Origin of the sequence: Enterobacter cloacae complex sp. I1M (assembly GCF_014982425.1) — a bacterium.
Taxonomy (GTDB): domain Bacteria; phylum Pseudomonadota; class Gammaproteobacteria; order Enterobacterales; family Enterobacteriaceae; genus Enterobacter; species Enterobacter intestinihominis.
This window is the reverse complement of the sequence record NZ_JADCLG010000023.1, coordinates 167,867-181,684: the sequence shown is the minus strand read 5'-3', so window position 1 is coordinate 181,684 and position 13,818 is coordinate 167,867. Positions and strand designations below refer to the sequence as shown.

General features: G+C 49.4%; 11 protein-coding genes. 7 read left to right on the top strand and 4 right to left on the bottom strand.

Annotated elements, in window-relative coordinates; genetic code table 11:
• Positions 1-176 precede the first annotated feature (176 nt).
• Positions 177-1,019, bottom strand: a complete 843-nt coding sequence (gene purU, locus INF86_RS15120; protein ID WP_003856715.1) for a formyltetrahydrofolate deformylase — start codon at positions 1,017-1,019, stop codon at positions 177-179.
• A gap of 41 nt (positions 1,020-1,060) precedes the next feature.
• Entirely contained in the window at positions 1,061-1,525 is a 465-nt protein-coding gene (locus INF86_RS15115; protein ID WP_022648358.1) for a YchJ family protein, read from the bottom strand.
• Between the two features lie 113 nt (positions 1,526-1,638).
• On the opposite strand from INF86_RS15115, the gene rssA reads away from it, so the two are divergent.
• The 3 genes from rssA (at position 1,639) to galU (ending at position 4,749) form a co-directional block, all read left to right on the top strand.
• On the top strand, positions 1,639-2,541 hold the full coding sequence (gene rssA, locus INF86_RS15110; RefSeq protein ID WP_022648357.1) for a patatin-like phospholipase RssA: 903 nt from the start codon (positions 1,639-1,641) through the stop codon (positions 2,539-2,541).
• 89 nt (positions 2,542-2,630) lie between these two features.
• Positions 2,631-3,644, top strand: coding sequence for a two-component system response regulator RssB (gene rssB, locus INF86_RS15105; protein WP_003856721.1), 1,014 nt, complete (start codon positions 2,631-2,633; stop codon positions 3,642-3,644).
• A 199-nt stretch (positions 3,645-3,843) separates the two neighbouring features.
• Positions 3,844-4,749, top strand: a complete 906-nt coding sequence (gene galU, locus INF86_RS15100) for a UTP--glucose-1-phosphate uridylyltransferase GalU (protein WP_022648355.1) — start codon at positions 3,844-3,846, stop codon at positions 4,747-4,749.
• A 201-nt stretch (positions 4,750-4,950) separates the two neighbouring features.
• On the opposite strand, the gene hns is transcribed toward galU, so the two are convergent.
• Entirely contained in the window at positions 4,951-5,364 is a 414-nt protein-coding gene (gene hns / locus INF86_RS15095) for a histone-like nucleoid-structuring protein H-NS (RefSeq protein WP_003856724.1), read from the bottom strand.
• A gap of 550 nt (positions 5,365-5,914) precedes the next feature.
• Between hns and tdk the strand changes: the two genes are divergently transcribed.
• On the top strand, positions 5,915-6,529 hold the full coding sequence (gene tdk, locus INF86_RS15090; RefSeq protein ID WP_032622434.1) for a thymidine kinase: 615 nt from the start codon (positions 5,915-5,917) through the stop codon (positions 6,527-6,529).
• Between the two features lie 69 nt (positions 6,530-6,598).
• Here the strand turns inward: tdk and adhE are convergent, their stop codons facing one another.
• Positions 6,599-9,280: a bifunctional acetaldehyde-CoA/alcohol dehydrogenase gene (gene adhE / locus INF86_RS15085; RefSeq protein ID WP_193543674.1), complete on the bottom strand. Its 2,682-nt coding sequence runs from the start codon at positions 9,278-9,280 to the stop codon at positions 6,599-6,601.
• A 480-nt stretch (positions 9,281-9,760) separates the two neighbouring features.
• Here adhE and INF86_RS15080 point away from each other — a divergent pair, with 480 nt between their 5' ends.
• The 3 genes from INF86_RS15080 to oppB all read left to right on the top strand — a co-directional run bounded on the left by INF86_RS15080 (position 9,761) and on the right by oppB (position 13,812).
• A complete protein-coding gene (locus INF86_RS15080; protein WP_017384236.1) occupies positions 9,761-10,408 on the top strand; it encodes a YchE family NAAT transporter in 648 nt (215 codons plus the stop codon).
• 769 nt (positions 10,409-11,177) lie between these two features.
• Positions 11,178-12,809, top strand: coding sequence for an oligopeptide ABC transporter substrate-binding protein OppA (gene oppA, locus INF86_RS15075; RefSeq protein ID WP_023300277.1), 1,632 nt, complete (start codon positions 11,178-11,180; stop codon positions 12,807-12,809).
• A gap of 82 nt (positions 12,810-12,891) precedes the next feature.
• Positions 12,892-13,812 (top strand): oligopeptide ABC transporter permease OppB, encoded by a 921-nt coding sequence (gene oppB / locus INF86_RS15070; protein WP_003856738.1) that lies wholly within the window; start codon positions 12,892-12,894, stop codon positions 13,810-13,812.
• Positions 13,813-13,818 lie beyond the last annotated feature (6 nt).

Below are 13,818 nucleotides of genomic sequence, written 5' to 3'. Positions count from 1 at the left end.
GCCGCTCGGGAACCCCACCACGGGGTAATGCTTTTAACTGGCCTGCTTCCTGTTGGAAGCGGGGCGCATCATATCAAATGAGACGCCCCTGTAAAGCATTCCTTTAGGAAAATGAAGCTGTTTGCCTGCTTTTTATCCGTAAAGGCGTAAAGCTAATCAATTCATTTTCCGAAGGATTAAAGAATAATCGTTCTGTTGCCGTACACAAAGACGCGCTGAGCAAGTACCTGATAAAGCGCACGGCTCAGTACGTTCTTCTCAACGTCACGGCCAGCTCGCATCATATCTTCTGCCGTGTAGGTGTGATCCACGTGGATCACGTCCTGCATGATGATTGGGCCTTCGTCCAGATTATCATTCACGTAGTGCGCGGTTGCGCCAATGATCTTCACCCCACGCTCGTACGCCTGGTGGTACGGACGCGCGCCAATAAAGGCTGGCAGGAAGGAGTGGTGGATGTTGATAATTTTGTTCGGGAAGCGCGCCACGAAGGATGGCGTCAGCACGCGCATGTATTTTGCCAGCACCACGTAGTCCGGGTTATGCGCTTCAATCGCAGCAGCCATCAGGTTGTCGTGCTCTTCGCGGGTATGACCTTCATGGCTGACCAGTTCAAACGGAATGTCGAAACGTTCAACCAGCGTACGCAGCGTCTCGTGGTTGCCAATGACGGCGGCAATTTCGACGTCCAGGCCACCGTAGTTGGCTTTCATCAGCAGATCGCCCAGGCAGTGCGCCTCTTTGGTGACCAGAATGACAATGCGGCGACGACCCGCCGGGTTTAGCTCGCGCACCGAGCCTTCCGGCAGGGCGCTGTCCAGATCGGCAAGCAGGGTTGTGTCGTTGAAAATACCTTCCAGCTCGGTACGCATAAAGAAGCGACCGGTACGGTGGTCAACGAACTCGTTGTTCTGCACGATATTCAGTTCATGCTTGTAGCAAATGTTGGTAATTCGTGCGATCAGTCCTTTTTGATCGGGACAGATAGTGCGCAGAACTTTACGTTGTAATGATTGCATCGCCGGGAAATCCTGTTTATGTATTTGCGAAATCTGAGTTGTCAGGCATTACTGCCGCAACACTTTTTAAATTTTTTTCCTGAACCACAGGGGCAGGGATCGTTACGACCGAATTGCGGACGTGTGCCGTCAATATAATACCATTGCCCGCTGTCCTTTAAGAACCGTGAGCGTTCAATGATGGCGCCGGGTTTGTTTTGTTCGCTAAAGCGGGCGACAAAACTGACATAGCCCTCGTTGGCATCGCGGCCGGGAGCGGCATCAAAGACGGTAAGGCCCAGCCAGACGGTGTTGGCAAATCCGGCTTCAATCTCTTGCCGAAAATCGGCAGCATCACAGGACGGATGCCAGGTTTTAATCAGGTAGTCTGCGTTTTTGATCACAAAAGCAGTATACCGCGAGCGCATAAGGTGTGACGGGTCTGGTGCAACCTGCTCGCCAGAAAGATATCGCTGGCAACATAGGCTATACTCCAGAGCGCTACCACAGGGGCAGAGTTGAGACACGATTCTCTTCCTGGAACAAAAAATAAGGCGTTAAACGCTTAAGGTAGCAATATGTTAACTGAGCAGGTGCGTTGACGCTATGTCGGGAATCCAGGGGAAGTAAAACAGGGCTAATGAGAAAGGTAAAAATTGGACTGGCGTTGGGCTCAGGTGCAGCCCGGGGTTGGTCACATATTGGCGTTATCAATACCTTAAACCAGATGGGGATTGACGTTGATATTGTCGCAGGATGTTCTATCGGGTCGCTGGTCGGATCCGCGTACGCCTGCGGTAAGCTCCCGCAGCTTGAAAGCTGGGTGCGCTCCTTTAGTTACTGGGATGTACTGCGCCTGATGGATCTCTCCTGGCAGCGTGGCGGCCTGCTGCGCGGCGAACGCGTATTCAATCAGTTTCGTAAGATAATGCCCCTCGCTGACTTCAGCCACTGCCAAATGCCTTTCGGCGCCGTTGCAACCAACCTCAGTACGGGCAGGGAGTTATGGCTCACCGAAGGGGATATTCATCTCGCCGTTCGCGCATCCTGTAGCATGCCTGGGTTAATGGCGCCTGTGCCTCATAATGGCTACTGGCTCGTTGATGGCGGTGTGGTGAATCCTGTGCCCATCTCTCTGACGCGCGCCATGGGGGCAGATATCGTCATTGCAGTGGATTTACAGCACGACGCTCACCTTATGCAGCAGGATTTGATGCCGGTTAATCTTCAGAGCGATGATGCGGAAGAAGAGAAACTTGCCTGGCATGCGCGTTTACGCGGCAGAATAGGGCGCCTGACTGCCCGTCGCACGGTGACCGCGCCGAACGCCATTGAAATCATGACGACCTCCATTCAAATTCTTGAGAATCGCCTGAAGCGAAACCGTATGGCTGGCGATCCTCCGGATATTCTTATTCAGCCCTATTGTCCACAAATCTCTACCCTTGATTTCCACCGGGCTGAGGCCGCCATAGCAGCGGGCTCGTTAGCCGTCGAAAAGAAAATAGATGAACTGTTGCCTTTTGTGCGTACAGCACGTTAAGCACTTTTTTGATTACTTCAGCAAAATCTGACAGGCGATAGTACCAATAGCATGCCACTATTGAGTAACTGTCAGCCAGGGGAGGAACCATGACACAGCCATTGGCCGGAAAACATATTTTGATAGTAGAAGACGAGCCCGTTTTCCGATCGCTACTGGATTCGTGGTTATCCTCACTGGGTGCAACCACGTCCCTTGCCGAAGATGGCGTCGAGGCACTGGAAAAAATGGCCAGCATGGCGCCTGATCTGATGATCTGCGATCTCGAGATGCCGCGCATGGACGGATTAATGCTGGTGGAAAATCTGCGTAACGAAGGTTATCAGACACCGATACTGGTGATCTCGGCAACCGAAAATATGGCGGATATTGCTAAGGCGTTGCGTTTGGGTGTGCAGGATATCCTGCTCAAACCGGTTAAAGATTTAAACCGACTGCGTGAAACGGTGTTGGCCTGCCTGTATCCCAATATGTTTAATTCCCGGGTGGAAGAAGAAGAACGTCTTTTCCAGGACTGGGATGCTTTAGTCAGTAATCCGCTCGCGGCCGCGAAGCTGCTTCAGGAACTTCAGCCGCCGGTGCAGCAAAATATCTCTCATTGCAGAGTAAATTATCGCCAGCTGGTAGCGGCTGACCAGCCTGGACTGGTGCTGGATATTGCGCCGCTATCAGATTCCGACCTCGCTTTTTATTGCCTGGATGTTACCCGAGCGGGAGATAACGGCGTTCTGGCGGCCTTATTACTCCGTGCGCTGTTTAATGGATTGCTACAGGAACAATTATCCCATCAGGGGCAACGACTTCCTGAGTTAGGCAGTTTACTAAAACAGGTCAACCAACTTTTTCGCCAGGCCAATTTGCCGGGGCAGTTCCCGCTTCTGGTTGGCTATTATCACAGCGGGTTGAATAACCTTATTCTGGTCTCTGCTGGATTAAATGCCACGCTGAATACCGGCGAACACCATATACAGGTGAGTAACGGTGTGCCGTTGGGAACGTTGGGTAATACTTACCTTAATCAAATTAGCCATCGCTGCACCTCCTGGCAGTGCCAAATTTGGGGTGCCGGTGGGCGGTTACGCTTAATGTTGTCCACGGAGTAAGCAGTCAGATTTTATTTTTCAGATTGCTTTACCTGTGTTTTTGCTGACAGTGCTACTATCGCTGCAAGTTTCATGCGTATTTGTCTTAATTGATCGGCAACGCGTTCTTTTCAGACCCGTATTAGTGGCTGAGACTGTATACTCAACGCGTTATTCAATGCATAAAAGTTCAAAACTTGAACAGTTCAGGAGAATTTCAATGGCTGCCCTAAATTCGAAAGTCAGAAAGGCCGTTATCCCGGTGGCGGGATTGGGTACCAGGATGTTGCCAGCGACGAAGGCAATCCCAAAAGAGATGCTGCCTCTGGTTGATAAGCCATTAATCCAGTATGTCGTGAATGAGTGTATTGCGGCAGGTATCACCGAAATTGTACTGGTGACGCATTCATCTAAAAACTCTATCGAAAACCATTTCGATACCAGTTTCGAACTCGAAGCAATGCTGGAAAAACGCGTAAAGCGCCAGCTGCTGGAGGAAGTGCAGTCTATTTGCCCTCCACACGTTACCATTATGCAGGTTCGTCAGGGCCTGGCGAAGGGCCTGGGGCACGCAGTATTGTGTGCACATCCGGTAGTGGGTGATGAGCCGGTCGCGGTTATTCTGCCAGACGTGATCCTTGATGAGTATGAGTCCGATCTTTCCCAGGAAAACCTGGCGGAAATGATTAAACGCTTCGACGAAACCGGCAGCAGCCAGATTATGGTTGAGCCAGTCGACGATGTGACTGCTTACGGTGTGGTTGACTGCAAAGGTGTTGCCCTGCAACCTGGTGAAAGCGTACCAATGGTTGGCGTTGTTGAAAAACCTAAAGCGGACGTCGCGCCGTCTAATCTTGCTGTCGTTGGCCGTTACGTACTGAGTGCTGAAATCTGGGCGCTGCTGGCCAAAACGCCTCCGGGTGCGGGCGATGAAATCCAGCTGACGGATGCTATCGATATGCTGATCGAGAAAGAGACCGTGGAAGCCTACCATATGAAAGGTAAGAGCCATGACTGCGGTAATAAGCTCGGTTATATGCAGGCATTCGTCGAATATGGCATTCGCCATAACAGCCTGGGTGAAGAATTTAAAGCCTGGCTCAAAGGTAGCGTGGGTATTAAGTAATAAACTCACGGACCAGTGAACAAGACCGGTGTGGCGATGCCCACCGGTTTTTTTATGCCTGTCGATCCGTAATTGGCTGGAGATTGTCAAGGACGTTAAATAGTGAGCCAGGCAATATGACAGAATGTAAGGAGATGTTTGGGGAATATTATGGGCATAAAAAATCCCGCATTAAGCGGGATTTTTCAGAATCTTTCCAGATTAATCCTTGATCAGGAAGTCATCCAGTTGTTTACCTTGTTCGTCCATAGCTTTCTTGATTACAGCAGGAGTACGACCCTGGCCGGTCCAGGTTTTCTCTTCGCCGTTCTCGTCGATGTAGCTATATTTAGCAGGACGTGCTGCGCGTTTTGCTTTGGTACCGGTTTTAGCCGCAGCCATGCTGTTCAGCAATTCGTTTGGATCGATACCATCGGCAATCAGCATTTCGCGATACTGTTGCAGTTTACGTGTACGTTCTTCGATTTCAGCCGCTGCTGCGCTTTCTTCTTCACGACGTTCGTTAACGACAACTTCTAATTTTTCGAGCATCTCTTCAAGCGTTTCGAGGGTACATTCTCTTGCCTGCGCACGAAGAGTACGGATGTTGTTCAGAATTTTAAGTGCTTCGCTCATTGTAGTAATCTCAAACTTATAATGGGGGTGGGTTTGTTGTCCTAATAATAGAGCGTTAATTTCACTTGTGCAATAGGTTGGAATGTAAGGAATTCAAAAAATACAAAATTAATGACGCTATTATTAATTACGCTAACTTAAATTTCATTGTTTGCTGGGGCGATGAGATATCGTTTCAAACGGCAAAAGCGCGTCATTTGCATGTTTGTTTTGTGACTTTTACCTCAGGAATTATAGTTGCGGTTGATAAATATCAGCCTTTCGTATTACTCCGGCTAAGCGCAGCGAACAGAAGAATAGTTAATAAATAGTGAATTTTAAAGATTGCAGAAGCCACTATAAAAAGAAGTGTTATCTCCGGTGTCGAGCTCGCCTTATTGTCCGTGCTAAAAGCCTTTACTGTCTGTTTTAACGCATTATTTTGCGCTATCAACGAAGAGTTTATTGGTGCAGAACAGCCTGGAGCACGCAGCCCGCCGCTGATGACAATACAAAATATGGTACAATGATCCATCGGGAATATTACACATTGATTAGGGTTCTTCGGCCAATGGCACAACTTTATTTCTACTATTCGGCAATGAATGCAGGGAAATCGACGGCGTTACTGCAATCCTCATACAATTATCAGGAGCGGGGGATGCGTACCGTTGTTTATACCGCCGAAATCGACGATCGCTTTGGGGCAGGGAAGGTAAGCTCAAGAATAGGGCTCTCGTCGCCTGCAAGGCTGTTTAACCCTGAAACGGACCTGCTTGAGGACATTCGTGCCCAGCATGCCTCTAAGCCTGTCCATTGCGTGCTGGTAGATGAAAGCCAGTTCCTGACCCGCGAGCAGGTCCATGCGCTTTCAGAGGTCGTTGATGAGCTGGATATTCCCGTTCTTTGCTATGGATTACGCACTGACTTTCGCGGTGAGTTATTTGCCGGTAGCCAGTATCTGCTCGCCTGGTCGGATAAGCTGGTTGAGCTGAAAACTATCTGCTTTTGTGGCCGCAAGGCAAGTATGGTTCTTCGCCTGGACCAGTCGGGTAAGCCTTATGCTGATGGCGAGCAGGTGGTGATAGGGGGCAATGAACGTTATGTCTCGGTCTGCCGCAAGCATTATAAAGAGGCGCTGGCTGTAGGCTCGCTGACGGCGTTACAGGGCGACAATCGCAAATAAAAAAAATGTCTTACGGATCCTCAGATATAAAAAAACCCGCCAGCGGCGGGTTTTTTTTCACACTGTCAATCAAGCATTTTTCTTCGCTTTCTTGTCAGCCTTTACAACTGCGGGGATGTCAACTTTTACGGCAGCGACATCGATTTCAGTGAAGTTACGACCGTAATAGGTATCCAGCAGGATCTGTTTCAGTTCGGAAATCAGTGGGTAGCGCGGGTTAGCACCAGTACACTGGTCATCGAATGCATCTTCAGACAGCTTATCTACGTGAGCGAGGAAGTCAGCTTCCTGAACGCCTGCTTCGCGGATAGATTTAGGAATACCCAGTTCAGCCTTCAGGCTTTCCAGCCATGCCAGCAGTTTCTCGATCTTCGCTGCAGTACGGTCGCCCGGTGCGCTCAGACCCAGGTGGTCTGCGATTTCAGCGTAGCGACGACGAGCTTGCGGACGGTCGTACTGGCTGAATGCAGTCTGCTTGGTTGGGTTGTCGTTGGCGTTATAGCGGATAACGTTGCTGATCAACAGGGCGTTCGCCAGACCGTGAGGAATGTGGAACTGTGAACCCAGCTTGTGCGCCATGGAGTGACAGACACCCAGGAAGGCGTTAGCAAATGCAATGCCCGCGATGGTTGCCGCACTGTGTACACGTTCACGAGCTACAGGGTTTTTCGAACCTTCGTTGTAAGAAGCTGGCAGGTTTTCTTTCAGCAGTTTCAGTGCCTGTAAAGCCTGACCGTCAGAGAACTCAGAAGCCAGTACGGAAACGTAAGCTTCCAGGGCGTGAGTTACCGCATCCAGACCACCGAACGCACACAGTGATTTCGGCATTTCCATGACCAGGTTGGCGTCAACGATAGCCATATCTGGCGTCAGTGCGTAGTCAGCCAGCGGATATTTCTGACCCGTTGCGTCATCAGTCACAACAGCAAATGGCGTCACTTCTGATCCGGTACCGGAAGTGGTGGTGACGGCGATCATTTTCGCTTTCACGCCCATTTTCGGGAACTTGTAGATACGTTTACGGATATCCATAAAGCGCAGCGCCAGTTCTTCGAAGTGGGTTTCCGGATGCTCGTACATGACCCACATAATTTTCGCGGCGTCCATTGGGGAACCGCCACCCAGTGCGATGATCACATCAGGTTTGAAGGAGTTAGCCAGTTCAGCGCCTTTACGTACAACGCTCAGGGTTGGGTCAGCTTCAACTTCAAAAAAGACTTCAGTTTCGACGCCAGACGCTTTCAGAACAGAGGTGATCTGGTCTGCATAGCCATTGTTGAACAGGAAACGGTCAGTCACGATGAGCGCACGTTTGTGGCCATCAGTAATCACTTCGTCCAGCGCGATTGGCAGAGAGCCGCGGCGGAAGTAGATAGATTTCGGAAGTTTGTGCCACAACATGTTTTCAGCTCGCTTAGCAACGGTTTTCTTGTTGATCAGGTGTTTTGGACCAACGTTTTCAGAGATGGAGTTACCACCCCAGGAACCACAACCCAGAGTCAGGGAAGGTGCGAGTTTGAAGTTATACAGGTCACCGATACCACCCTGAGAAGCAGGGGTGTTGATCAGGATACGTGCCGTCTTCATCTTCTGACCGAAGTAAGCAACACGCTCTGGCTGGTTATCCTGGTCGGTGTACAGGCAAGAGGTGTGGCCGATACCGCCCATCGCCACCAGCTTCTCTGCTTTTTCTACCGCGTCATCGAAATCTTTCGCACGGTACATTGCCAGTGTCGGGGACAGTTTTTCGTGAGCAAACGGCTCACTTTCATCAACGACTTTCACTTCACCAATCAGAATCTTGGTGGAAGCAGGGACGCTAAAGCCGGCGAGTTCAGCGATTTTATACGCTGGCTGACCTACGATAGCTGCGTTCAGTGCACCATTTTTCAGAATCACGTCCTGAACGGCTTTCAGTTCTTTACCTTGCAACAGGTAGCCGCCGTGGCTGGCGAAACGTTCACGAACGGCGTCGTATACCGAATCAACCACGACAACAGACTGTTCAGATGCACAGATAACGCCGTTATCGAAGGTTTTCGACATCAGCACAGAGGCAACTGCACGCTTGATATCTGCCGTTTCGTCGATCACAACAGGAGTATTACCTGCGCCTACGCCGATGGCTGGTTTACCGGAGCTGTATGCTGCTTTAACCATACCAGGACCGCCGGTCGCCAGGATTAGGTTAATGTCCGGGTGATGCATCAGGGCATTGGACAGTTCAACAGAAGGTTGGTCGATCCAACCGATCAGATCTTTTGGCGCACCCGCAGCAATGGCAGCCTGAAGCACGATATCCGCTGCTTTGTTGGTGGCGTCTTTCGCACGTGGATGCGGGGAGAAAATGATTGCATTACGTGTTTTCAGACTGATAAGAGATTTGAAGATGGCGGTAGAGGTTGGGTTAGTGGTTGGAACGATACCGCAAATAATGCCGATGGGTTCAGCGATAGTGATGGTGCCAAAAGTGTCGTCTTCTGACAGCACACCGCAGGTTTTCTCATCTTTATAGGCGTTGTAGATATACTCTGAAGCAAAGTGGTTTTTGATCACTTTATCTTCAACGATACCCATACCGGATTCGGCAACGGCCATTTTAGCGAGAGGGATTCGAGCATCTGCAGCAGCCAGAGCGGCCGCGCGGAAGATTTTATCAACCTGTTCTTGGGTGAAATTGGCATATTCACGCTGGGCTTTTTTCACGCGCTCGACGAGGGCGTTCAGTTCAGCGATATTGGTAACAGCCATAATGCTCTCCTGATAATGTTTAAACTCTTTTAGTAAACCAGCGCTCGATACGTCTGACAGTATAGTCAGAGCCGATCCCACTTGCGTAACACACAGTAAAACAAAGGATTACTCACTGCTTCCGCTCACTAATTTACTAAAAGAGCCTTACCTTAGCATCATACCTTTTTGATAGGTGATCTCCCTGGCGGCGTAACCAAGATTACTCACTTCTGAGTACGAAAATTATGATCAAGATCAATTTTGTCCTAAGCTGATACCTTTCAGCAGGGTTATTTTGTGCTAATTATTCCAGTGTTAAATAATTAAGTAACTATTGGAAGTGGCGCTATCATTGATTATACAAATGTTTAACATCATGAATTGATAACGTTTTAGAACAGATTTCTGGTGAAGTGTGCGGCTAAAAAGCGTATCTTCAGCGCGGATTTATCATTACACGCTGTCTCTCCCTGACCATGCTCAATTGCGGAGCTTAATGTGATTCAAACGCTCTTTGATTTCCCTACATATTTCAAGTTTTTTATTGGCTTGTTTGCCCTGGTCAACCCGGTAGGGATTATCCCTGTCTTCATCAGTATGACCAGTTATCAGACAGCTGCCGCGCGAAATAAAACCAACCTGACGGCAAACCTGTCGGTGGCGATTATCTTGCTTACGTCTCTTTATCTGGGGGACGCCATTCTTCAGGTCTTCGGCATCTCGATTGATTCGTTCCGAATAGCAGGCGGGATCCTGGTGGTGACGATTGCAATGTCGATGATCAGCGGCAAGCTGGGGGAGGATAAACAGAATAAGCAGGAAAAATCAGAGACAGCTATCCGCGAGAGCATCGGCGTGGTGCCACTGGCACTGCCGCTGATGGCGGGCCCGGGTGCAATCAGCTCTACCATTGTATGGGGAACACGCTATCACAGCCTGATGCACCTGATTGGCTTCTCTGTCGCCATTGCCCTGTTCGCACTTTGCTGCTGGGGCGTATTTCGTATGGCGCCATGGCTGGTTCGCTTGCTGGGACAAACGGGCATCAACGTGATTACCCGTATCATGGGTCTGTTGTTAATGGCGTTAGGCATCGAATTTATCGTTACCGGTATAAAAAGTATCTTCCCCGGATTAGTACACTGACTTTCGTTTGAAAGAGCGGAGCCAGCGGCTCCGTTTTTTTACGTGAATATCAGCAAATCATATAAATAAAGTTGAAATACGCACCAGCCATAATAAGTTCTACTAATAACCCTCTTTTGTTGATTTTTAAGAGGTTGTTTATTTTCAGTTTGCTTCTCTGCCCATAAATCCTTCAAACGCTCTGTTATTTTACTCACATGATACTCTGGGGCTTGCTGACAGATAACCGAAATGATATTAGTAATTTCGACGCTGACCCAGACGAATGTGCTAAATAATAACCAGATGTTAAATTTTCGTGAAAAATCGTCCGAATTTGTCATGTCATCGCACCAGTCACGAGAGAACTCTACAACTGAATGTATTGTAAGGGTTTTACTTGTTTTTGGCGTGAAAGGTGGTCGGCGGCATAGCTACGCCTGACTCCGTAAAAGAGAAATGCTTAACAAATTTGCAAAATGTATTGGCGAGAGTTGGCACCATTTGGTACTTTCCGGCCTTATATTTTGCGGCATTAAACAAGTTGATGAGAACTATTTTCATATAGACCTCACTTAAGCTTTCCAGCACACCTCACTGACAGGGGAGAGGTGTAAAGAATCGACGCAAGATCGCCGTACGAGCGGTCAGTAATAATGAAGTCGATGATAGCAAGAAGTAAAAAAAGAACCTGACAGCAGCAAAAAAAACTCCTGCGCTGTACAGGCCCCAACAGGGGATTACACAACTGGCGAAGGCCAGTCATAATAATGAGTGGAGTATCAACACAATGTCCATCATCACAAAAAAAAGTCTGGTAGCGGCGGGGATTTTAACTGCGCTAATCGCGGGCAACGCTGCAATGGCTGCGGACGTTCCTGCTGGTGTTCAGCTGGCTGAGAAGCAAACGCTGGTACGTAATAACGGTGCGGAAGTGCAGTCTCTTGATCCGCACAAAATTGAAGGTGTTCCAGAGTCTAACGTTAACCGCGATCTGTTTGAAGGTCTGCTGGTGACTGACGTAGACGGCCACCCGGCTCCGGGCGTGGCGGAAAAATGGGACAACAAAGATTTTAAAGTCTGGACCTTCCATCTGCGTAAAGATGCCAAATGGTCTGACGGTACGCCGGTTACCGCCGAAGATTTCGTCTATAGCTGGCAGCGTCTGGCGGATCCGAATACCGCCTCCCCGTACGCGAGTTACCTCCAGTATGGCCATATCGCCAATATTGATGACATCATCACGGGTAAAAAGCCAGTAACCGACCTGGGCGTAAAAGCCATCGATGCCAACACTTTTGAAGTGACGTTGAGCGAACCTGTTCCGTACTTCTATAAGTTGCTGGTTCACCCGTCCGTTTCTCCGGTACCAAAATCCGCGGTAGAAAAATTTGGTGAAAAATGGACGCAGCCTGCGAATATCGTGACCAACGGTGCATATAAGCTGAAGGACTGGGTCGTTAACGAGCGTATGGTGCTGGAGCGCAACCCGCAGTATTGGGATAATGCTAAGACGGTTATCAATCAGGTCACCTACCTGCCAATCTCTTCTGAGGTAACGGACGTAAACCGCTACCGCAGCGGCGAAATCGACATGACCTATAACAACATGCCGATTGAACTGTTCCAGAAGCTGAAAAAAGAGATCCCGAAAGAAGTTCACGTCGATCCGTATCTGTGCACCTACTATTATGAAATTAACAACCAGAAAGCACCGTTCACCGACGTACGTGTTCGTACCGCACTGAAGCTGGCTCTGGATCGCGACATTATCGTGAATAAAGTGAAGAATCAGGGCGACCTGCCGGCTTACAGCTACACCCCGCCTTACACCGACGGTATGAAGCTTGTTGAACCTGAATGGTTCAAATGGTCCCAGGAAAAACGTAACGAAGAAGCGAAAAAGCTGCTGGCTGAAGCGGGCTATACCGCCGACAAGCCGCTGACGTTTAGTCTGCTGTACAACACCTCCGATCTGCATAAAAAACTGGCTATTGCCGTCGCGTCAATCTGGAAGAAAAATCTCGGCGTGAACGTGAAGCTGGAAAATCAGGAATGGAAAACCTTCCTCGATACGCGCCATCAGGGAACCTTTGACGTGGCACGTGCAGGATGGTGTGCGGACTATAACGAACCGACCTCATTCCTGAACACCATGCTCAGCGACAGTTCGAACAATACCGCACACTATAAGAGCCCGGCGTTTGATAAGCTGATTGGCGATACCCTGAAAGTGGCAGATGACGCCCAGCGCGCCGATCTGTACGCGAAATCAGAACAACAGCTCGATAAAGACTCTGCGATCGTTCCGGTTTACTACTACGTTAACGCCCGCCTGGTGAAACCATGGGTAGGGGGTTATACCGGTAAAGACCCGTTGGATAATATTTCCGTTAAGAATCTTTATATTATCAAGCATTAATGGCAATACGTGGGGCGAGCGAGCTTGCCCCACTGTGTCTATTTTGTAACATTCATCAGGCACACGCCAGAAGGTACGGGCAATGTTGAAATTTATCCTGCGTCGCTGTCTTGAAGCGATTCCAACGTTATTTATTCTAATTACAATTTCCTTCTTCATGATGCGTCTTGCGCCGGGCAGTCCTTTTACCGGTGAACGCACGCTTCCGCCAGAAGTTATGGCCAACATCGAAGCGAAATACCATTTAAACGATCCTATCACCACGCAGTACTTCAACTATCTGAAGCAACTTGCACACGGTGATTTTGGTCCGTCATTCAAATATAAAGACTATTCCGTTAACGACCTGGTGGCGTCCAGCTTCCCGGTATCGGCTAAATTAGGGGCTGCTGCATTTATCCTGGCCGTTGTTCTCGGTGTCACTGCGGGCGTTATCGCCGCACTAAAACAAAATACCCGATGGGATTACGCCGTAATGGGGGTCGCAATGACCGGGGTGGTTATCCCCAGCTTCGTTGTCGCGCCGTTGCTGGTCATGATATTCGCGATAACCCTTAAATGGCTGCCCGGGGGCGGCTGGAATGGCGGGGCGCTGAAGTTCATGATATTGCCGATGGTGGCATTATCTCTGGCCTACATTGCCAGTATCGCCCGTATTACGCGTGGTTCAATGATTGAAGTCCTGCATTCGAACTTTATCCGTACCGCCCGAGCGAAAGGGTTGCCGATGCGTCGGATTATTTTCCGTCACGCTCTCAAGCCTGCACTGTTACCGGTGCTCTCCTATATGGGTCCTGCATTCGTCGGCATTATTACGGGTTCAATGGTGATTGAAACCATTTATGGCCTGCCGGGCATCGGGCAGTTGTTTGTTAACGGGGCGCTTAACCGAGACTATTCGCTGGTGCTGAGCCTGACGATCCTCGTGGGCGCGCTGACCATTCTGTTTAATGCCGTTGTCGATGTGCTGTATGCCGTTATCGATCCGAAAATCCGTTACTAACTGGAG